At 67.1% G+C, this 19,521-nt stretch carries 21 protein-coding genes; 11 read left to right on the plus strand and 10 right to left on the minus strand.

The annotated features are described in order from the left end of the window. The first annotated feature begins 32 nt into the window (after window positions 1-32). The 4 genes from KDG50_06040 (at window position 33) to KDG50_06055 (ending at window position 2,364) form a co-directional block, all read left to right on the plus strand. Window positions 33-371, plus strand: a complete 339-nt coding sequence (locus KDG50_06040) for a winged helix-turn-helix transcriptional regulator (protein MCB1864971.1) — start codon at window positions 33-35, stop codon at window positions 369-371. Between the two features lie 66 nt (window positions 372-437). Then, on the plus strand, window positions 438-857 hold the full coding sequence (locus KDG50_06045) for a rhodanese-like domain-containing protein (protein MCB1864972.1): 420 nt from the start codon (window positions 438-440) through the stop codon (window positions 855-857). 15 nt (window positions 858-872) lie between these two features. Continuing rightward, the gene (secB, locus tag KDG50_06050; protein ID MCB1864973.1) at window positions 873-1,355 is read left to right on the plus strand and encodes a protein-export chaperone SecB; all 483 of its coding nucleotides are present in this window, start codon (window positions 873-875) and stop codon (window positions 1,353-1,355) included. A 22-nt stretch (window positions 1,356-1,377) separates the two neighbouring features. Then, window positions 1,378-2,364 carry an NAD(P)-dependent glycerol-3-phosphate dehydrogenase gene (locus KDG50_06055; GenBank protein ID MCB1864974.1) on the plus strand — a complete coding sequence of 329 codons (987 nt, stop codon included), beginning with the start codon at window positions 1,378-1,380 and terminating at the stop codon, window positions 2,362-2,364. A gap of 3 nt (window positions 2,365-2,367) precedes the next feature. On the opposite strand, the gene KDG50_06060 is transcribed toward KDG50_06055, so the two are convergent. Together KDG50_06060 and KDG50_06065 are read right to left on the minus strand one after the other, a co-directional pair. Further along, entirely contained in the window at window positions 2,368-3,675 is a 1,308-nt protein-coding gene (locus tag KDG50_06060) for a hypothetical protein (GenBank protein MCB1864975.1), read from the minus strand. Further along, window positions 3,651-4,115 (minus strand): tRNA (cytidine(34)-2'-O)-methyltransferase, encoded by a 465-nt coding sequence (locus tag KDG50_06065; GenBank protein MCB1864976.1) that lies wholly within the window; start codon window positions 4,113-4,115, stop codon window positions 3,651-3,653. Before KDG50_06065 ends, KDG50_06060 begins: the two co-directional genes overlap by 25 nt. 17 nt (window positions 4,116-4,132) lie before the next feature. On the opposite strand from KDG50_06065, the gene KDG50_06070 reads away from it, so the two are divergent. After that, window positions 4,133-5,125 carry a dihydroorotate dehydrogenase gene (locus KDG50_06070; protein MCB1864977.1) on the plus strand — a complete coding sequence of 331 codons (993 nt, stop codon included), beginning with the start codon at window positions 4,133-4,135 and terminating at the stop codon, window positions 5,123-5,125. Between the two features lie 39 nt (window positions 5,126-5,164). Here KDG50_06070 and ntrC read toward each other — a convergent pair whose 3' ends face one another. The 5 genes from ntrC to KDG50_06095 form a co-directional block, all read right to left on the minus strand. Continuing rightward, window positions 5,165-6,562: a nitrogen regulation protein NR(I) gene (gene ntrC, locus KDG50_06075; protein ID MCB1864978.1), complete on the minus strand. Its 1,398-nt coding sequence runs from the start codon at window positions 6,560-6,562 to the stop codon at window positions 5,165-5,167. Beyond that, window positions 6,559-7,629, minus strand: a complete 1,071-nt coding sequence (glnL, locus tag KDG50_06080; GenBank protein ID MCB1864979.1) for a nitrogen regulation protein NR(II) — start codon at window positions 7,627-7,629, stop codon at window positions 6,559-6,561. Before glnL ends, ntrC begins: the two co-directional genes overlap by 4 nt. Before the next feature lie 243 nt (window positions 7,630-7,872). Next, the gene (locus KDG50_06085) at window positions 7,873-8,442 is read right to left on the minus strand and encodes a DUF4124 domain-containing protein (GenBank protein ID MCB1864980.1); all 570 of its coding nucleotides are present in this window, start codon (window positions 8,440-8,442) and stop codon (window positions 7,873-7,875) included. Between the two features lie 138 nt (window positions 8,443-8,580). After that, on the minus strand, window positions 8,581-9,990 hold the full coding sequence (gene glnA, locus KDG50_06090; GenBank protein ID MCB1864981.1) for a glutamate--ammonia ligase: 1,410 nt from the start codon (window positions 9,988-9,990) through the stop codon (window positions 8,581-8,583). 218 nt (window positions 9,991-10,208) lie between these two features. Beyond that, window positions 10,209-11,399, minus strand: coding sequence for a cation transporter (locus tag KDG50_06095; GenBank protein MCB1864982.1), 1,191 nt, complete (start codon window positions 11,397-11,399; stop codon window positions 10,209-10,211). 172 nt (window positions 11,400-11,571) lie between these two features. On the opposite strand from KDG50_06095, the gene glyQ reads away from it, so the two are divergent. The 6 genes from glyQ to KDG50_06125 are packed head-to-tail and all read left to right on the plus strand — an operon-like array spanning window position 11,572 to window position 16,716. Continuing rightward, window positions 11,572-12,495, plus strand: coding sequence for a glycine--tRNA ligase subunit alpha (gene glyQ / locus KDG50_06100; protein ID MCB1864983.1), 924 nt, complete (start codon window positions 11,572-11,574; stop codon window positions 12,493-12,495). Then, window positions 12,492-14,564, plus strand: coding sequence for a glycine--tRNA ligase subunit beta (locus KDG50_06105; GenBank protein ID MCB1864984.1), 2,073 nt, complete (start codon window positions 12,492-12,494; stop codon window positions 14,562-14,564). Before glyQ ends, KDG50_06105 begins: the two co-directional genes overlap by 4 nt. 8 nt (window positions 14,565-14,572) lie before the next feature. After that, window positions 14,573-14,920 carry a nucleoside triphosphate pyrophosphohydrolase family protein gene (locus KDG50_06110; protein ID MCB1864985.1) on the plus strand — a complete coding sequence of 116 codons (348 nt, stop codon included), beginning with the start codon at window positions 14,573-14,575 and terminating at the stop codon, window positions 14,918-14,920. Beyond that, window positions 14,910-15,473 (plus strand): D-glycero-beta-D-manno-heptose 1,7-bisphosphate 7-phosphatase, encoded by a 564-nt coding sequence (gene gmhB / locus KDG50_06115; protein MCB1864986.1) that lies wholly within the window; start codon window positions 14,910-14,912, stop codon window positions 15,471-15,473. The genes KDG50_06110 and gmhB overlap by 11 nt, the downstream gene beginning before the upstream one ends. Beyond that, entirely contained in the window at window positions 15,473-16,231 is a 759-nt protein-coding gene (locus KDG50_06120; GenBank protein ID MCB1864987.1) for a 1-acyl-sn-glycerol-3-phosphate acyltransferase, read from the plus strand. Before gmhB ends, KDG50_06120 begins: the two co-directional genes overlap by 1 nt. Beyond that, complete coding sequence (locus KDG50_06125; GenBank protein ID MCB1864988.1) at window positions 16,228-16,716, plus strand: heme-binding protein; 489 nt, start codon at window positions 16,228-16,230, stop codon at window positions 16,714-16,716. Before KDG50_06120 ends, KDG50_06125 begins: the two co-directional genes overlap by 4 nt. Window positions 16,717-16,851: 135 nt before the next feature. Here the strand turns inward: KDG50_06125 and KDG50_06130 are convergent, their stop codons facing one another. The 3 genes from KDG50_06130 to mobB form a co-directional block, all read right to left on the minus strand. Beyond that, a complete protein-coding gene (locus KDG50_06130; protein ID MCB1864989.1) occupies window positions 16,852-17,286 on the minus strand; it encodes a PEGA domain-containing protein in 435 nt (144 codons plus the stop codon). 13 nt (window positions 17,287-17,299) lie between these two features. After that, window positions 17,300-18,643 (minus strand): hypothetical protein, encoded by a 1,344-nt coding sequence (locus KDG50_06135; protein MCB1864990.1) that lies wholly within the window; start codon window positions 18,641-18,643, stop codon window positions 17,300-17,302. Window positions 18,644-18,756: 113 nt separating this feature from the next. Then, entirely contained in the window at window positions 18,757-19,467 is a 711-nt protein-coding gene (mobB, locus tag KDG50_06140) for a molybdopterin-guanine dinucleotide biosynthesis protein B (GenBank protein MCB1864991.1), read from the minus strand. Between the last annotated feature and the right edge of the window lie 54 nt (window positions 19,468-19,521).

Genomic DNA, 19,521 nt, shown 5'->3' on the forward strand with positions numbered 1-19,521 from the left:
GAGGATGGATGGTACATGCACAATTTACGCCTATGGCTGGAACCGATTTGGACTACGACGCCGATCTCAGCGACCTGATTTCGTCCGACGACGAGATCGACCGCGCGTCGCGATCACTCAAGGCGATGTCGCACCCCTTGCGGCTGAAAATTCTCTGTACGCTCGGCGATCAAGAAGTGAGCGTACAGGAAATCGTCGAGTACGTCGGGACATCGCAGAGCAACATCTCGCAGCATCTGGCGATCCTCCGTGACAAGGGCATCCTGGCCTCGCGCAAGGATGCCAACCGTGTCTATTACCGGGTCAGCGACGCGCGCACGCTACAGCTGATCTCGATGATGCGAGACGTGTTCTGCCAGCACGGCGACTAACCCACAATCCGATCCACGCTGACGGCGGGCGGACGCGCGCCGCGCGTGCCCACTGTTTCTCCGACGATGCAAGAAATCCTCGACTTTCTCGCCCAGCAATGGCCCACCGTAGCGATTCTCGTCGCGGCGCTCGTGCTTCTGGCGCGTTCGTACATGAACGACTCCGGCAAGAACGCCGTCGGCCCGCAGCAGGCGGTGCGGCTGATGAACGACCGTGAAGCGGTCGTCCTCGATGTGCGCGAGGCGAACGAGTTTTCCGACGGTCACATCCGTGGCGCGATCCACATCCCGCTCGGCGAGGTGAAAAACCGCGTCTCGCAGTTGCAGAAATACAAGAGCCGCCCGATCATCGTCGGCTGTCGCAGCGGCAGCCGGTCGAACGTTGCCGCCGGCCACCTGCGCCGCGCCGGTTTCGAACAGGTGTTCAATCTGCGCGGCGGCATGCTCGCGTGGCAGAACGCGAACCTACCCGTCACGCAACGTTAGGAATTCAATCCGAACATGAGCACTGAACCCGGCGCCCCCGGCGCAAGCACCACCAGCGAGCAGCAGTTTTCGATCCAGCGCGTCTACCTCAAGGACGCCTCACTCGAATCCCCGAACAGCCCGATGGTGTTTCTGAAGGATTGGAAACCGGAAGTCGAGGTCAACCTCGGCGCATCGACGAACCCGCAGGGCAACGACCACTACGAGGTCATCGTGAACGTGACCGTCACCGCACGCAGCGGTGAGGACACGGCATTCCTGGTCGAAGTGCATCAGGCCGGAATCTTCATGGTGCGCGGCTATCCAAAGGACCAGATCGACGTGCTGCTCGGCAGCTATTGCCCCGGCGTGCTGTTCCCCTACGCACGCGAGGCGATTTCCGACCTCGTCACCAAGGGCGGCTTTCCGCAGTTCGTGCTCGCGCCGGTCAACTTCGACGCGATCTACGCCGAGCGCCAGCGCCAACGCGCCGGCGGCAGCGGCAACGCGCCGAATTGACCTGAGTCCATAGCGCGCGCCGATGGCAGACGTCGCGGTCATCGGCGCGGGTTCCTGGGGCAGCGCGCTGGCGCTTTGCCTGGCCCGCAACGGGCACCGCGTGCGTCTGTGGGCACACCGTCGCGAACATGCGGAAGCACTCGTCCGCGAGGGCGAAAACCGGCGCTACCTGCCGGGTGTGGCACTGCCCGAGTCCATCACCCCGACCGCCGACCTCGCCACGGCACTCGACGGCGCGGACGACCGGCTGATCGTCGTCCCGAGCGGCGCCTTCCGCGCCACGCTGCAAAATCTGCTCAAACACGGCCCCTGCCGGGAACTCGCCTGGGCCAGCAAGGGCCTCGAGCCCGAGACCGGCCTGCGTCTGGACCAGGTCGCCGCCGAACTGATCGGCGACGCACCCATAGCCATCGTCAGTGGCCCCACGTTCGCCACCGAGATCGCGCGCAATTTGCCCGCGGCGGCGACCGTCGCATCGTGGCACCCGGCCTACGCCCAGCACTGGGTCGAACGCCTGCATGCCCCGGTGTTTCGCACCTACACGACCGATGACCCGATCGGCGTCGCCATCGGCGGCGCGACGAAGAATGTGCTCGCGATCGCGGCGGGCATCACGGACGGTCTGGGTTTTGGCGCCAACACGCGCGCGGCGCTGATCACCCGCGGACTCGCGGAAATGACCCGTCTCGCACTGGCATTCGGCGCACGCGCGGAGACGCTCTACGGACTGGCCGGGGTCGGCGATCTCGTGCTGACCTGCACGGATGACCAGTCGCGCAACCGGCGCCTCGGCCGGGCCCTGGCAAAGGGTCAGACGATCGGGGACGCCATCGCCGGCATCGCGCAGGCCGTCGAGGGCTATCACACGGTGCGGGCACTGTGCCGGCTCGCCGCCGGGCGTGACGTGGAGATGCCCATCGCCGAGCAGGTGCGTGCGGTCCTGTTCGAGGGCGTCGAACCGAAAGCCGCGATCGAGGCCCTGCTGACGCGCGACCCGAAGGCCGAGTAGCCGCTACTCCGTGGCGACCTCTGGCCCGCCTGCGCGCGCCCCCACAAGCGGGGCCGCCGTACCGGGCGGCACGCGCGAATCGCCACCCCAGTCCGGATAGCCGTCGGTCAGCGTGCGCATGAACGCGACCAGTGCCCGCTCGTCCTCATCGCTGAGCTTCAGGTCACCGAGCTCCTCCGTGTTGACGTTTTCGGCCACTTCCGGCGGCGGCCAGCAGTCCACGCCAAAACCGGGATCTCGGCTATCCCTGCATACGCGCCCGAGCCCATCACGCGTGTTGTAGAAGTGCACGACCTGTTCCAGGGTCGTGAACACCCCGTTATGCATGTAAGGCGCAGTCAACGCGATATTGCGCACGCTCATCACCTTCTGCTTGCCGCGTTGCAGACCAGCAGGATCGGTCGCGGCGATCTCCGCCCGGCCACTCAGGCCGAGATCCGGCGGGCCGTCGATCGCGGCGTTCGCGGGTACGCCGAGGTTGTCGTAGGTGAAATCCGTGAACAGGGCGGGCCGTTCGCTACCGTCTGGAACTTGCACCGGGGTCGCCGGATGGCACTCACCGCACTTGCTGCGTTCGGCGTCGTTCCATAGCTCCAGCCCGCGCGCCTCGTCGGCGCGGAGCTCCACGACGCCGGCCAGGTAGAAATCGAATTTGGACGTGAATGGCGCGAACGCCGGCTCACGCTCGAACGCGGCAATGGCCTGGGTCATGGCGACATACGCGGGTTCGACCCCGGCCGGCGCGGAAACTTCCGCAGGTGCCAGCTCGCGTGCCGGCACCCGATCGAGGTCCACGGAGTACAGCACCCGAAACGCGCGCACGTATTCCGGATTCTCCTTCAGCCGCGACACCACGGCCCAGTGACTGGGCAGCGCCATCTCGCGGGGATTCACCGGCGGCAGCGCGGCCTGCTCGGCAAGCCCGGCGGCACGACCGTTCCAGAACTGCCCGCCCACGTACAGCCCTTCAGTGGGGTCCCAGTGAAACGCGGGCGAAAACGCCGCGTATTTTGCGCTGGGGGCATTGAGCAGGCCCACCTGGCCCGGAACGGACCCCGGCGATACGGGCGATTCGGCATCGTGATTGCGCGGATCGACGAACGCCGACACCGGAGGGAGTTCGCTGCCGGCGCGATCGGGCACGGCAATCTGATGACAGCTGTCGCAGGACTGGTTGCGGTTCAGCGACAGGTTCTCATCGCGGTACAGGGCCTCGCCCAGCACTGCGGTCGTGTCGAACCCGACCGCCACAGTGGCGCGCAAGCCCGAAATCAACAGGACGGCGATCAGACCGCGCCGCGAAATCCGCATTGTCTCCAGGCCTCGTAGATCGTCACCGCAACGGCGTTGGAAAGGTTCAGGCTGCGGCTCGACGGCAGCATCGGCAGCCGCAGCCGGCGTTCGGCCGGCCAGCGATCGAGCAGTGCCGCGCCAAGTCCGCTGGTTTCCGGGCCGAAAACGAACACATCATCGGCCCTGAACTGCGCGCCCTGCGGGGCGAGCGAACCGTGTGTGGTCAGCGGCCAGACCCGCGCGGGGTCAAACGCATCCAGGCAGGCATCGAGCTCGTCGTACACGCGCAGTTCGGCCCACTCGTGATAGTCCAGACCGGCGCGGCGCAGCCGGCGATCGTCTAGCTCGAAACCCAGCGGCCGGATCAGATGCAGGCGGCTGCCGGTGTTCGCGCACAGTCGTATGATGTTGCCGGTGTTGGGCGCGATCTCGGGCCGGTACAAGACGACATGAAACATCTTCGGACATCATTGCAATGAGCGCCCAGGGGTCAACCGCCGCCGCAACCGACAATGACTCGCGCCTGGCGTTGCAGTTCTGCGGCCTGGAATTCACCACGCCTCTGGTGCTGCTGTCGGGCTGCGTCGGGTTCGGCGAAGAGTACACGCGGGTCCACGGCTTCTCCAACCGCGACGCCGGCGCCGTGGTCCTGAAAGGGACGACCGGCAAGGCGCGGCTGGGCAACCCGCCGCACCGCGTCTATGAGACCCCACAGGGCATGCTCAACGCCATCGGCCTGCAGAATCCGGGCGTGGACTACGTCGTCGACTGGATCCTGCCGCACCTGGACTTCGGCGAGACCCGCTTCATCGCCAACGTCTCGGGCTCGACGGTCGAGGAATATGTCGAGGTCACGCGGCGCTTCGACGACTCGCGCATCGACGCGATCGAGATCAACATCTCCTGCCCGAACGTCAAGGAAGGCGGCGTGGCCTTCGGCAACGACCCGGACATGTCGGCACGCGTCGTCGAGGCCTGCCGCGCGGTGACCCGAAAGCCGATCATCACCAAGCTGTCGCCGAATCAGACCGACATCGCGCAAAACGCGCGGCGCTGCATCGAGGCCGGCACGGATGCCTTCGCCGTCATCAACACGCTGATGGGCATGAGCGTGGACATCGCCACGCGCAGACCGGTGCTCGGCAACAACCAGGGTGGACTGTCGGGCCCCGCGATCAAGCCGATCGCCCTGCTCAAGGTGCATCAGGTCCATCAGGTCGCCGCGCCGCATGGCGTGCCGATCATCGGCCAGGGCGGCATCACCTCGGCCAGCGACGCGATCGAGTTTCTGATCGCCGGCGCCGCGACCGTGGGCATCGGCACGGGGCTGTTCTACGACCCGCTGATCCTGCCGAAGATCAACCGCGGCATCCTCGAATACCTCGAACACCACGGCTTCGGCCACGTCTCGGAGCTCACCGGCACGCTGGTCCTGAACGGCGCCGCGGCCCCGGCCTGCGGCTGTTAAGGCCTGTTCACACTACGCCTGGCGTAGCGTGAACACGCCCTAGTCGATACCGAGTTCCTTGATCTTGCGGGTCAGGGTGTTGCGGCCCCAACCGAGCAGTTTCGCGGCGTCCTGACGGCGACCGCCGGTAAAACCCAGCGCCGTGGTGATCACGGCGCGTTCGAACTGCGGGCCGATTTCGTTCAGCACCGCGGAACGCCCGGCGCGCAAGGCCTGCTGCACGGTGGCCTTGAGTGCGGATTCCCAGTCACCCTCGGCCTGCTCCTCGGTGACGCCTTGCGAGAGGTCGTTGGGCAGGTCGCCGATCTGGATCTCGCGGCCGGAGGCCATGACGGTCAGCCAGCGGCAGGTGTTTTCGAGCTGGCGCACGTTGCCCGGCCAGTCCAGTGCCGCCATCAGCTGCTCGGCATCTCGCGACAGGCGCTTGGGTTCGACGCCGAGTTCGCGCGCGGCGCCGACCAGGAAATGCCGTGCGAGCAGCGGGATGTCCTCGCGCCGCTCACGCAGCGCCGGCAGCCGGATGCGAATCACGTTCAGACGGTGGAACAGGTCCTCGCGGAAACGGCCATCGGCCACGCGCTGCTCGAGGTTCTGATGGGTCGCAGCGATGATGCGAACGTCCACTCTCGTGGGCGTATGGCCGCCGACGGTATAGAACACGCCGTCCGCGAGTACGCGCAGGAGCCGCGTCTGCATCTCGGCGGGCATGTCACCGATCTCGTCGAGGAACAGCGTGCCACCGTTGGCCTGGGCGAAGCGCCCCTCGCGCCGCGCCTGCGCACCGGTGAACGCGCCGCGTTCGTGTCCAAACAGTTCGGACTCCAGCAGATCGTGCGGAATCGCCGCCATGTTCAGTGCGATGAACGGACCGTTCGCGCGCGGGCTGTGCCGATGCAGGGCATTGGCAACGAGTTCCTTGCCGGTGCCCGATTCGCCATTGATCAGCACCGTGACGTTCGAGCGCGCGAGTCGCCCAATCGCGCGGAACACCTCCTGCATGGAGGGCGCGACGCCGATCAGGTCGGTCTGCTCGGGCTGTGGTTCGGCGTGGTGCTCGCCATTGGCGGCCTGACGGCTGCCGATCGCACGACGCACGAGTTCAACCGCCTCGTCCACATCGAACGGCTTGGGCAGATATTCGAACGCACCGCCGTGAAAAGAGGCGACCGCGGTGTCCAGGTCCGAATGCGCGGTCATGATGATCACCGGCATGCGCGGGTCGCGCGCATGGATGCGTTCGAGCAGCTTCAGCCCGTCGATGCCGGGCATGCGGATGTCGGAAACCATCGCCAGCGGCGCACTGCGCTCCAGCGCATGCAGGGTGCTGTCACCGTCGGCGAACGCACGCACCTGGTAACCGGCACGCTCGAGCGCGCGTTGCAGCACCCAGCGGATGGAGCGGTCGTCATCCACGACCCAGACTTCGGCTTCACTCATCGGCGTTCCTCGACCGGAAGATAGACATTGAATTCGGTGTGACCCGGCTCGCTCGCGCACTCGATCAGTCCTCCATGCGCGAGCACCAGCGACTGAGCGATGGAAAGGCCCAGCCCGGTGCCCTCGGGACGACCGGTCACCATCGGCAGAAAGATGCGCTCCGCAAGCTCGGGCGGAATACCCGGCCCGTCATCGATCACGTCGGCGCGCACGACGTGACGGCGGCGTCGCGTGCCGATCGTGAAGTTGTGTTCGATGCGGGTGCGCAGCAGGATGCGCCCGCCCCTGGTCAGGGCCTGAGCGGCGTTCAGCGCGAGGTTCAGGAACACCTGGATCAGCTGGTTCTCGTCGCCGCTGAGTTCCGGCAGCGAGGGATCGTAGTCGGTGTGAATCTCCACGCCCGCCGGCGCGTCGACTGCGACCAGTCCACGCACGCGCTCGAGCACGCGGTGAATGTTCAGCGCGGCGTTTCTCATCGGCCGGCTCGGACCGACCATGCGGTCGACGAGATCGCGCAGCCGATCCGCTTCGTCGACGATGACCTGGGTGTATTCGGACAGCCCCGGATCGTCGAGTTCGCTCTGTAGCAACTGCGCCGCGCCGCGCAGACCGCCAAGCGGATTCTTGATTTCGTGCGCCAACCCGCGCAGCAGATCGCGCGCGGCGGCGGACTGTTGCAGCAGATGGTTCTCGCGCGAGATGCGTTGATGCCGATCGAGCCGGACGAGCTCGATCAGTACCGCGCCGTCATCGGCGAGCGGCGTGACGGTGCAGTCAACCGTCACGGCCCGCCGGCCCGACAGCGGCAGAACCATGGACCGCTCGGTGAACGGACGCCCGCGCTGACCGGCCTTGCGGATCGCACCAACCACGTCGGTTTCCGGGCAGTAGATCATCTCGCCGGCGGCGCGACCGATCATGTTCCGGGCGCTGGTCTCGAACAGCTCCTCGGCCGCCGGGTTCATGTAGGTCAGCGTCAGGGATCGATCGAACAGCAGAACCGCGCACTGCAGGTTCTCGACGACGCGCCGGATGATGCGTTCGTCCGCAGGGGCGGGAATGTTCATACAGAGTCCGCAAGCAAGGAGCGGGCCAGAACGGCTTTGGTAAATAAACGCCCCGGCCGTGCGAAATTCCGCGCACCGGCGCGCCCGGACGCGACTCCAGCGTGGCGACTATGCACTAAATCGGTGCGACGACCAAGGCTGGTCAGGACGAGCACCCGGTCGGGGTACCGCCGGACGCCAGGGCGGGCGCGACGAACCGGGGTTCACCGGGTCGGCGCCGGGCAGACGGCGGTCCGGCCGGACTCAGGGGTTGTTGGCTGGCGGTGCCGCTGGCTTGAACTCGCCCAAACCCAGCCGCTGCCGGGTCAGTGCGGATTCCTGGCGCATGTGAAACCGCACCGCAGCCGTGCTGCGTACGACCTGTCCGGCGGAAACAACGTTGACCTGCACGGTGTGCGTGCCGCGGACGAGCTCGTTGAGTTGCAGGCTGGTCGAGCGCAGTTCGCCCGGCACGACCTGGCCGTCGACGACCACCTGCAGATGGTCACCCTCGGCCAGCGGCGGCTCCAGGCGTACGCGGACCGTGGCTTGGCCCTGGTTGCTGCGCACCGACGCCTCGGGCTCGGGTTCGAGCATCTCGAGCACCGAGTAGCTCGTCGGCCCCTGCGGAGCGTCGGTGCCGGCCGGTGTACGCGCGGGCAGATTCAGCGGTGCCGCCGGGCGCGGCTCGGGCAGACGGATCGTCTCCGCGCCCGGCACGGGCTGGTCGGAGAAACTGACACTGCCATCCGGTGCGATATGGCGGTAGACGTCGCGTGCCGCCGCAGGAATCAGCGCGAATGCGAGCAAAACGCCGGTCAGGAGCTGCCTCATGCCCAGAACTATAGCCAGCGCCCGTGGCAGCAACAATGCAACCGGTCACACCGACCGGACCGCCCGCGCAAAAAAAAGGCCCGGAACGGCGATCCGCCGTCCGGGCCCAGGTTTGCAGACCGAGTCAGGAGAACTCGTTTACAGGCTGTAGTACATGTCGAATTCGATCGGATGCGTGGTCATGCGCATGCGCGTGACCTCTTCCATCTTCAGCTTGATGTAGCCGTCGATCACGTCGTCGGTGAACACGCCGCCCTTCTTCAGGAACTCGCGGTCGGCGTCCAGCGCGGCCAGAGCCTGGTCGAGCGCATGGCACACGGTCGGGATCTGTTTCTCTTCCTCGGGCTCCAGATCGTAGAGATCCTTGTCCGCCGGACCGCCCGGGTGGATCTTGTTCTGGATGCCATCGAGGCCGGCCATCATCATCGCCGAGAACGCCAGGTACGGGTTCGCCATCGAGTCCGGGAACCGCACTTCGATGCGCCGCCCCTTCGGATTCGAGACATACGGAATGCGGCAGGAGGCCGAACGGTTGCGCGCCGAGTAGGCGAGCAGCACCGGCGCCTCGAAGCCCGGCACCAGACGCTTGTAGCTGTTCGTGCTCGGGTTCGTGAATGCGTTCAGCGCACGGGCGTGCTTGAAGATGCCGCCGATGTAATACAGCGCCAGTTCCGAAAGGCCGCCGTAGCCGTCACCGCTGAACAGGTTCTTGCCACCCTTCGCCAGCGACTGGTGCACGTGCATGCCGCTGCCGTTGTCGCCGACCATCGGCTTGGGCATGAAGGTCGCGGTCTTGCCAAAGGCATGGGCGACGTTGTGGATGACGTACTTGAGCGTCTGGATCTCGTCGGCCTTCTGCACCAGCTTGCCGAATCCGACACCGATCTCGCACTGACCGGCCGTGGCGACCTCGTGGTGGTGCACCTCGACCGTCAGGCCCATGTCCTCGAGCGTCAGGCACATGGCGTTACGGATGTCCTGCAGCGAGTCGACCGGCGGCACCGGGAAATAGCCGCCCTTGACGGTCGGGCGGTGGCCCATGTTGCCGTCCTCATAGACGCGCTCGGAGTTCCATTCGGCCTCTTCGGAATCGATCTTGCAGAAGCTGCCGGACATATCCGAGCCCCAGCGCACGTCGTCGAACACGAAGAACTCGTTCTCCGGCCCGAAGTAGGCGGTGTCGGCAATGCCGGTCGAGGCAAGATAGGCCTCGGCGCGTCGGGCGATCGAACGCGGGTCGCGCTCGTAGCCGGCGCCGGTCGACGGCTCGATGACGTCGCAGGTCACGATCATGGTCTTCTCGTCGGAGAACGGATCGAGCTGCAAAGTGCCGGTATCCGGCATCAGGATCATGTCGGACTCGTTGATGCCCTTCCAGCCGGAGATCGACGACCCGTCGAACATCTTGCCGTCGGTGAAGAAATCGGCATCGGCCAGCCGTGCCGGAATCGTCACGTGCTGCTGCTTGCCACGGGTATCGGTAAAACGCAGGTCGACGAACTTGCAGTCGTTTTCCTGGATCATTTTCTGGGCGTCATCGGCTGACATCGCGGTCGTTCTCCGGTCAATTCAGGATTGGATTGAAAGACGGCCGCTGTTGCGGCCGCTCGGGATTTGTTGGCTACTGCGTGAACAGCAGGTTTCGTGCCAGCGGCGCAGTCTAGCGCAAGACAAAGGCCCCCGCATGGTGCGGCGCCATCCCGCAGACGACCGTGCGCACCAATCTGGTACGCGCCCGGCCGATCTGCGCCAATACGGTGCGAGCCCTACCGCGCGGGCGTGGATACCGCTGCCGCACCGCGGCGGTCGGTCCTTGCCCGGCCCGTCAGCACGCGCACCGTCCGCACGATCTCCAGCGCCTCTCCGGCGCGAATGAGTGCGGCGACCGTGCCGGCGTCGGCGGCCTCGGGTTTCAGCACGACATCCACATCGATCGCCCCGTCGAGGTAATGCAGCGTGACCTCCTCCGGGACGACCCCGCCCCAAGCCACCTCGAGCCGGCGTAACAGCTCGCCTCGCAGCGGCAGGCCATCGCAACGATCCGAGGCCTCGTCGTCCTCCGGGTCGATGTGCACCATGACATCATCGACCTCCTCAATCTCGTCGATCAGCCGCGCCCGCGCCGTTTCCGCGATGTGGTGACCCTCCGAGACACTCAGGCGTGGTGCGACCAGAAGATGCACGTCGACCAGTGCCTGACCACCCATGCGCCGGGTGCGCAGCAGGTGCAGGCTGCGAACCCCGTCCACGTCTTCGATCAGGTGGCGGATGCGTTCCAGACGCTCCTCGTCGAGGCCTTCGTCGACCAGCTCACGCACGCTGGACCAGGCCAGGTCCAGACCGATCTTGGCAATCATCACGGCGACGACGACGGCCGCGACGGCGTCCAGGTAGGTCAACCCCGCCATCGCGCCCGCCACGCCGATGATGACCGCGATCGACGAGAACGCATCGGACCGGCTGTGCCAGGCATTCGCGCGCAGCATCGCCGAGCGCAGCGTGCGAGCGTAGTGCATCGTGTAGTGGTAGATGGCCTCCTTGATCACCACCGAGAGCGCTGCCGCGGCCAGCGTCCAGCCCCCGGGTTCAAGCAGGCGTTCCGGCTCAAACAGGCGGTCGGTCGCATCCCAGGCGATGCCGATACCAACGCCCATCAGCGCGATGCCCAGCGCCGCGGTTGCGAGCGTCTCAAAGCGCTGGTGGCCGTAGGGGTGGTCATCGTCGGCATCCTTGCCGGCATGCCGCGCGGCCACGATGACCATGACGTCGGTCGCGAGATCCGACAGGGAATGGAAGCCGTCGGCGATCAGCGCCTGGGAATGCGCGACCCAGCCGGTGACGAGCTTCAGCACACCGAGCAACAGATCGAACACCGCGCCGACGAGCGTGACTTTGCGTACGATCCGGTACCGTTCCCCCGCCCGGTCGGCCGGTGTGGGCGCATGACTGACGTGCATATGCATCTCGCCATGGTCCGCCGCGCCACCGTGTCACGCAAGCGTCGCAAGCCCTCGCGCCGACCTGCCGCACGGGTCGCCGCAAGCATTCGATTCCTGTCTTCGGCCCGCATCGCGGGCGCGGGTATACTTGCGCGCGCAATTGCCCAGAACATTTCCGGAAACCACTGCCTTGTCGAATCCCGCCGCTGAAGCGGCCGTCTCGTTCCAGTCGCTGATCCTGAGTCTGCAACGCTACTGGGCCGACCACGGCTGCGCGATCCTGCAACCGTATGACATGGAAATGGGCGCCGGCACGTTTCACACGGCGACCTTCCTGCGCGCGATCGGCCCGGAACCCTGGCGCACGGCCTACGTGCAGCCCTCGCGCCGGCCGACCGATGGCCGCTATGGCGAAAACCCCAACCGCCTCCAGCACTACTACCAGTTTCAGGTGCTGCTAAAGCCCTCGCCGCTGGACATCCAGGACCTGTATCTCGGTTCGCTCGCGCTGCTCGGCATCGACCCGACCGTGCACGACATCCGCTTTGTCGAGGACAACTGGGAATCGCCCACGCTCGGTGCCTGGGGGCTCGGCTGGGAGGTCTGGCTGAACGGCATGGAGGTCACCCAGTTCACGTACTTCCAGCAGGTCGGCGGCCTGGACTGCCGTCCGGTCGCGGGCGAGATCACCTACGGGCTGGAACGCATCGCGATGTACCTGCAGGGTGTCGAGAGCGTCTTCGACCTGGTCTGGACCACGGGTCCGGACGGCCCGCTCACCTACGGCGACGTCTATCACCAGAACGAGGTCGAGCAGTCGGCCTACAACTTCGAGCACGCCGACGTGGATTTCCTGTTTGGCCTGTTCGACCAGTGCGAACGAGATGCCGGAAGGCTGATCGAGGCCGGCCTGCCCCTGCCAGCCTATGAGCAGGTGCTGAAGGCATCCCACGCGTTCAATCTGCTGGATGCGCGCCACGCGATCTCGGTGACCGAACGCCAGCGCTTCATCCTGCGCGTGCGCACCCTGGCCCGCGCCGTGGCCCAGGCCTATTACGACGCGCGCGAACGGCTCGGCTTCCCGATGCTGCGCAACGCCGGAGGCCAGCCATGAGCACGGCCGCCGACTGCCTGTTCGAACTCGGCACCGAGGAACTGCCGCCGACCGCGCTGCGCGGCCTGCGCGACGCGCTCGCGACGGCGTTCACCCGGGGTCTCGACGAGGCCCGGCTCGCGCACGGCGCGATCGAATCATTTGCCTCGCCGCGACGGCTCGCCCTGATCGTGCGCGATCTGTCGCATACCCAGCCGGACCGCGCGGTCGAACGCCGCGGACCGGCCGTGGCCGCGGCATTCGATGCCGGCGGCAAACCCACGAAGGCCGCCGAAGGCTTTGCACGCTCCTGCGCCACGAGCGTCGACGCGCTGGAACGCATGGCGACCGACCAGGGCGAATGGCTGGTGTTCCGCTCGCAGGAGTCCGGCCGAGGCGCGGCCGAGCTGCTGCCGGAGATCGCGCGCCAGGCTCTCGAGGCACTGCCAATTCCCAAACGCATGCGCTGGGGTGCGGGCGCGGCCGAATTCGTGCGACCCGCGCACTGGCTGGTGTTCCTGCACGGCAGCGAGGTCGTGCCCTGCCGCCTGCTGGATGTAGACGCCGGCCGCGAGACCCGCGGCCATCGCTTCCATCACCCGCACGCCATCGCGCTCGGGAATGCCGACGACTACGCGGCGCGACTGGAGTCGCCCGGTCATGTGCTGGCGGAGTTCGACGCGCGCAAGCAAAAGGTGCGACAGCTCGTGGAAGGCGAAGCCGCGAAGCTCGATGCAGAGGCCGATCTCGACGACGCGCTGCTCGACGAGGTCACGGCCCTGGTCGAATGGCCGGTGGCGATCGTCGCAGGCTTCGAATCGCGCTTCCTGGAGGTCCCGCACGAGGCCCTGGTGCTGACCATGAAGCAGAACCAGAAGTACTTCCCGCTGTTCGATCGCGCCGGCCGGCTGAGCGAGCGTTTCGTGGTCATCGCGAACTTGGAAAGCCCGCATCCCGAGTTCATCCGCGCCGGCAACGAGCGGGTCGTACGCCCACGACTCGCCGATGCGATGTTCTTCTGGCAGCAGGACGGCAAGCGCCGCCTGGAAGACCACCTGGAGACACTCAAGGGCGTGGTGTTCCAGCACAAGCTGGGCTCGATGTACGACAAGTCCGAGCGCGTGGCGGCACTGGCCGGCTGGATTGCCGGGCGAACCGGCGCCGACACGGACATCGCCACCCGCGCCGGATGGCTGAGCCGCTGTGACCTCATGACGCAGATGGTCTACGAGTTTCCGGAAATGCAGGGCGTCATGGGCCGCTACCAGGCCACGCGTGACGGCGAGGCCGAGGCGGTCGCCACGGCGCTCGAGGAGTTCTACCGGCCGCGCCAGGCCGGTGACCACCTGCCGGCCACACCGGCGGGCATGGCCGTCGCACTTGCCGAGCGCATGGACACCCTGGTCGCGATTTTCGGCATCGGCCAGCGGCCGACCGGCGACAAGGACCCGTATGCCCTGCGCCGCGCGGCGATCGGCGCACTGCGCATCCTGCGTGAGCACGCGCTGGACATCGAACTGGACGCCCTGCTCGCAGCGGCCGCGGCGCCGCTTGCGAAGACGATCGACGCCCCGGCCACGGTGGCCGACGTCCGCGCGTTTCTGTTCGACCGCCTGCGCGGCCTGTACTCGGACGATGGCATCAGCGCCGACCTGTTTGACGCCGTCGCGGCAGTGAACCCGCCGACGCTGATCGACTTCGAGCGCCGCATCGCCGCGGTGCTGGCCTTCCGGCGCATGCCCGAGGCCGAGTCGCTGGCCGCCGCGAACAAGCGCATCGCGAACATCCTGAAAAAGAACCCGGACGAGGCCGCAGCGGAACCCGACCCCACGCGGTTCGAGCACGCGGCCGAGCGTGAACTGGCCGCGGCGCTGGATGCTGCTGCGACCGAGATCGCGGCGGCTGCCCGGGGGCACGACTACGCCGGAATCCTCGAACGCCTCGCCGGCCTGCGTGGCGCGGTCGACCGGTTCTTCGACGAGGTGCTGGTCATGGCCGAGGACCCGGCCGTGCGCGCGAACCGCATCGGGCTGCTGGCGCGGCTGCGCACCGAGTTCCTGCGCGTCGCCGACCTCTCCGGTCTGGGTTGAACCCGCCGATGCCGGTGACCCAGGACTCCTATGCGGCCATGCTCGCCGGCGTGCAGGCCTTCCACGACAAGCACGACTTTCCCAACACCGGCGGCGAGGAAGGTGCCTACCGGGTTGCATTGATGGCGGAGGAACTCGGCGAGATTTCCGCCTGCATCACCAAGGGCAAACCCGTCGAGGCGCTTGCCGAGGAATGCGCGGACCTGCTGATCCTGCTGATCGGCACCGCGATCGCGCGGGATTTCGACCTGAACGCCGCGTTCTGGACCAAGCTCGAACGCATCATGCAGCGCGATGCCCGCACCGTCGGCGGGCGCATCCGCGTGACGGAGTTTCGCGGGTCGGATGGCAACTGAACCGGCACCACCGCCGCTGGTGATCCTCGACCGCGACGGCGTCATCAACGAGGACTCCGATCACTACATCCGCAGCCCCGAGGAATGGATCCCGATCCCGGGCAGCATCGAGGCGATCGCGCGGCTGGCAAAGGCCGGCTATCGGATCGCGGTCGCGACGAACCAGTCCGGCCTCGCGCGCGGCTATTTCGACGCCGCCACGCTGGCGGCCATGCACAAAAAAATGCACTCGCTGGTCGAAGCGGCCGGCGGACGCATCGACTACGTGGCCGTCTGCCCACACGGGCCGGACGATGCCTGCACCTGCCGCAAACCCGCTCCGGGGCTGATCCGCGAGATCGGCGAACACTTCGGCCGCGAGCTGGCCGGGGTGCCGGCGATCGGCGACTCGCTGCGCGATCTCCTCGCGGCGGAGGCGCTGGGCTGCGCGCCGATCCTCGTGCGCACCGGCAAGGGCCTCGCTACACTCCGCGCGCATGGGCCGCAGCTCAGAGACCTTCCCGTTTACGACGACCTCGCAGCCGCGGTCGACGACTTGGTGAAAACGCACTGATGCAGAAATTCCGCTCGATCGTGTTCACGGTCGCGATGATGGTCACGGCCACGGTCTACTCCACGCTGGTCGTGCTGGCCATGCCCTTGCCGTTTCGCATGCGCTCGGGCCTGGGCAGCACCTGGGCGCGCCTGCAGATGCGGATGCTCAAATGGCTCTGCGGGCTCGACTACGCGGTCGAGGGCCGCGAACACATCCCCGCGGGTGCGGCGATCCTCTACTGCAAGCACCAGTCGGCGTGGGAGACCATCGCGCTGCAATGCGTGTTCGGACCGCAGACCTGGGTGATGAAACGCGAGCTGCTCTGGGTGCCGATCTTCGGCTGGGCGCTCGGATCGCTACGATCCATCGCGATCGACCGCGGCGCGGGCCGCAGCGCGCGCGACCAGGTCATCGAACGCGGCACCGACCGGCTGCGCGACGGCATCAACGTAGTGATCTTTCCCGAGGGCACGCGACTGCCGCCACGCACCGAGAAACGCTTCGGCCAGGGCGGCGCCCTGCTCGCCACGGCCAGTGGCGCGCCGGTGGTGCCGATCGCACACAACGCCGGCAGCTACTGGCCGCGACGCAGCATCACCAAGAAACCCGGCACCATCCGCATGATGATCGGGCCGGCCGTCGACCCCGCCGGCATGACGGCCCAGCAACTCAATGAGCTCATCCACGACTGGATGCGTGAAACCATGGCGGGCCTGGAAGGGACTAACCCAAGGACCACCGACAATAAACCCATTCTGGAGGCACCCCGACAATGAAGACCCGTATCACGCTGGCCGGAATGGCCTGTGCCGTGCTTTTGGCAACCCCGTCCGCGCAGGCCGAGATGTCGGTCAACATCAAGCGCCTGACCATGGAAGCGGCACTTCGCGTAGCGCAGGGCGCGCTTGAGGCCTGTCGCGCGCAGGGGATTCAGATCTCCGCCACGGTCGTCGACCGCAGCGGCAATACCCAGATCGTGCTGCGCGACACCCTGGCTCCGGAGATCACCGTGCCGATCAGCCGCGCGAAGGCCTACACGGCGAACGCGTTCACGGCCGCGACCTCGGACCTGAAGCGACTGGACGGCACGCCCCTGGCAAACCGCGACGACCTGCTGATCTTTCCCGGCGGCGTGCTGATCGAGGGGGCCGGCAGCTACTACGGCGCGGTCGGCGTCAGCGGCGCGCCCGATTCACTCGTGGACGAAGGCTGCGCGAAAGCCGGCGTGAAGGCCATCCAGGAAGACCTGGAACTCGGCTGATTGGAATTCGCGGAGCGGGGTGGCTGCATGCCACCCCCCGGTACCGCGCGCCTGACGGCGCGCTGATGCGCCCAATAGCCCCCGCGCAGCGCTGATCAAACGCGAACGCGTGATCGGCGCTTGCCCGGCAAGCTGTCAGCGCGTTCGCTCCAGGCGCAGATCGACATTCACTTGCGCACCGGCGCCCACGGTCACGGTGCGCTGCTCGGTCCGATAGCCGGCGGCATACGCCTCGACCGTGTGCGACCCGGTAAACACCCCGCGCGCGAGTTCGCCATCCTGGTTCGGCACGAGCGGCGAGCCGTCGAGCAGCACCCGGGCCGACGACGGTTCCACGGTGACGCGCACATTGCCGGCGGCACGGATGTTCTTGACCGACGGCGTCGTGTCCTCACGCCACTGCGGCGGACCCCAGCGCGAGTTCGGCACCACGTAATAGCGCGGCGGCGCCTGCGGGCTGGTATTCCATGCAAGCAGCACATCGGCCGCGCCGGACTGCGCCGCGTTTGCGGTACCGCACTGCAGAACTGCCACCACAATGGCGGCGAAAATGCTCGCTTGAGTCGTCATCCGCACCTCCAGATTATTGCTCCGGCGGGTCCGCGCACTGCATGGCCCCAACCACACGGCTGGGCCGGCCGTTCTCCTCGCGGACCAGCAGGAAGTTCACGCGAACCACGCCACAGCCCACCGGTTCGGCCGGGACCAGGTCGTAGTCGCCGTCGTCGACTTCGCCGGTGCGCAGGCGGTGCAGGGCTTCGGCAAAGTCCTCTCGGGATTCGGGCGCGAGCATCGCCAGCCACTGCGCAGTGCTCAACGGCGGCGCGCCGGCGAACAGGCTCGTAAACGCACCGGTGAATTGCAGCTCGTCGGTCTCCAGATACCAGTCCACGGTGACCGCCGGCCCGCCCTGGAACGAGATCGGCGCGGCGGGCCCGCCGCCCGTGTGCGGCACGGCGCGGGCGCCGCTGCGCAGGGCCTCGGAGAGCATCTCGTTCATCCGGCTGAGCTCGCGGGTCCGCGCGGCAACGCGTTTCTCGAGCAGGACATTGTGCTCGCGCAGGGCCTGGTCCGCCACGCGGCGTCGGCGGTCGGCGTTGGCGGCGAAAAAGTACAGACCGCCGGCGACCAGGACGAACACGGCGAACACCGCGCCGGCCCGCAGCATCACTGCGCGACGGTGGTCGCGGAACAGCCCGGGGTCGACCAGGTCGACGACATCCCAGAGCGTGCCCGGCACACCGACACGATAGACGATGCGCGCGCGGTCCTCATCGGTGAAACGGATCGCGCGATCGATCTTCGAGCGGTCACCACGCTGGGTGACCTCGATCAGCCCGTCGATGTCCCGATGCACGAGCATCAGTTCATGCTCGGGGACGTGACTGTTGGCGAGCACTTCGGCGAGCAGCTGCGGGGTGAAGCTGACGAAGAACACCCCGCTCTGCGGACCGCGGCGCCAGCGCGCCATGACGTCGAAGTGATAGCCGAGCGGATTCGGATGGATCACCACCGGCGTGGTTCCGCGCACGCTGAAACGCTGCATGTCGCTGCGGCAGACCTCCTCGACGCGGCCGTCGAAGTCGTCGATGAGCGCGTGTCCTTCAGAGTCTCCGACGGTACGCCCGAATCGCCCCGGGAAATGCTGGGCGAGTGCCGCGTCGAGTTCAGTGAGCAGCCGGTCGTTATCGGGGCTGCGGGCAAGGCTTGCAATCTCATCGGTATGCCCGTCCGTGAACAGCGCAACACGCCCACGCGTCTGTTCAATGAACAACGCGACATTGCGCGCGACGCCGTTCGCCGACTCCTCGGCCAGCGCCTGATGCGATGCTCGGAAGCGCTGGTCGGCCTCGCGCACATACAGCGTCAGCGCGAACACCAGCAGCGCCAGCATGGCCATGACGATCGACAGTGCGTGACGGTTCATTTACCGGGCATCGGGTTTGGGTTTCGACAAGCCAACGGGCGCGACCAAGCCGGTGGTCGCCGGTCACGCCTGAAGTTTAGCAGCTGGCCGCAACTCGGCCGATGCGCGTTCGGTTACCGCCCGCAGTGACGCCGGATGAACGCCGCAACGGTCTCGGGGCGGTTCAGGTCCAGTCGCGGCAGCCCGCCGGAATCCAGTTCGATATCCGTCGCAATCGCAACGATGTGCGGGTCGGCCGTGAAGCGCGGCGGCCGCCCCATCGCCGCCCGATAGACCTCGATCTTGTCGATCGGCGCATCGCGAAAGCCCTCGACCAGGATGAGATCGGGCACGCCGGGCATGACCCGCTCGATCGCCTCGTCGAGACTCGGCTCTGCCGTACGGGTCTCGATCAGTGCCATGCGCGTCGGACCGGTCAGCAAAACGGCGGCGGCGCCCGCGCCACGCAGACGGTGCGAGTCCTTGCCGGGCCGGTCGATCTCGAAATCGTGATGCGTGGCCTTGATGACGGCGCAGCGAAGTCCGGCATCGACCAGCGCCCCGAGAACGCCTTCGAGCAGGGTCGTCTTGCCGGTGCCGCTCGCGGCGGCAAAACCAATGAGCGGTGGGTCGACCCGCTTCACGCGCGCGGCGCCGTCAGCATCGCGCGCAGGACGTGGGCGCCCAGCAGCACGCCACGTACCCGGTTCGCGTAGTCCTCCCGCACGCCCTTGCGCAGGATGTGCAGCGACAGCCCGATGCCCGGAATCAGCAGCGGCAGCGACCACCACGCGGCCGCTTCCGGAATGGCCAGCGGCGCAGCGGCAGGCAGATATAGCGGCCATGAAAACGCGACGCCGCGCAGCGCGTGTTTCAGCCCGAGCACGACGCCGGCGAGC

It is taken from the genome of Chromatiales bacterium (genome assembly GCA_020445605.1).
GTDB lineage: Bacteria > Pseudomonadota > Gammaproteobacteria > JAGRGH01 > JAGRGH01 > JAGRGH01.

Coding starts and splice junctions, on each gene's coding strand:
- secB (MCB1864973.1), top strand. CDS start 873: ATGAGCACTGAACCCGGCGCCCCCGGCGCAAGCACCACCAGCGAGCAG.
- KDG50_06135 (MCB1864990.1), bottom strand. CDS start 18,643: ATGAACCGTCACGCACTGTCGATCGTCATGGCCATGCTGGCGCTGCTG.
- KDG50_06070 (MCB1864977.1), top strand. CDS start 4,133: ATGAGCGCCCAGGGGTCAACCGCCGCCGCAACCGACAATGACTCGCGC.
- glnA (MCB1864981.1), bottom strand. CDS start 9,990: ATGTCAGCCGATGACGCCCAGAAAATGATCCAGGAAAACGACTGCAAG.
- KDG50_06065 (MCB1864976.1), bottom strand. CDS start 4,115: ATGTTTCATGTCGTCTTGTACCGGCCCGAGATCGCGCCCAACACCGGC.
- ntrC (MCB1864978.1), bottom strand. CDS start 6,562: ATGAGTGAAGCCGAAGTCTGGGTCGTGGATGACGACCGCTCCATCCGC.
- KDG50_06060 (MCB1864975.1), bottom strand. CDS start 3,675: ATGCGGATTTCGCGGCGCGGTCTGATCGCCGTCCTGTTGATTTCGGGC.
- KDG50_06040 (MCB1864971.1), top strand. CDS start 33: ATGGCTGGAACCGATTTGGACTACGACGCCGATCTCAGCGACCTGATT.
- KDG50_06105 (MCB1864984.1), top strand. CDS start 12,492: ATGAGCACGGCCGCCGACTGCCTGTTCGAACTCGGCACCGAGGAACTG.
- KDG50_06110 (MCB1864985.1), top strand. CDS start 14,573: ATGCCGGTGACCCAGGACTCCTATGCGGCCATGCTCGCCGGCGTGCAG.
- KDG50_06045 (MCB1864972.1), top strand. CDS start 438: ATGCAAGAAATCCTCGACTTTCTCGCCCAGCAATGGCCCACCGTAGCG.
- KDG50_06120 (MCB1864987.1), top strand. CDS start 15,473: ATGCAGAAATTCCGCTCGATCGTGTTCACGGTCGCGATGATGGTCACG.
- KDG50_06125 (MCB1864988.1), top strand. CDS start 16,228: ATGAAGACCCGTATCACGCTGGCCGGAATGGCCTGTGCCGTGCTTTTG.
- KDG50_06095 (MCB1864982.1), bottom strand. CDS start 11,399: ATGCACGTCAGTCATGCGCCCACACCGGCCGACCGGGCGGGGGAACGG.
- mobB (MCB1864991.1), bottom strand. CDS start 19,467: ATGGCCGCTATATCTGCCTGCCGCTGCGCCGCTGGCCATTCCGGAAGC.
- KDG50_06055 (MCB1864974.1), top strand. CDS start 1,378: ATGGCAGACGTCGCGGTCATCGGCGCGGGTTCCTGGGGCAGCGCGCTG.
- KDG50_06085 (MCB1864980.1), bottom strand. CDS start 8,442: ATGAGGCAGCTCCTGACCGGCGTTTTGCTCGCATTCGCGCTGATTCCT.
- KDG50_06130 (MCB1864989.1), bottom strand. CDS start 17,286: ATGACGACTCAAGCGAGCATTTTCGCCGCCATTGTGGTGGCAGTTCTG.
- gmhB (MCB1864986.1), top strand. CDS start 14,910: ATGGCAACTGAACCGGCACCACCGCCGCTGGTGATCCTCGACCGCGAC.
- glnL (MCB1864979.1), bottom strand. CDS start 7,629: ATGAACATTCCCGCCCCTGCGGACGAACGCATCATCCGGCGCGTCGTC.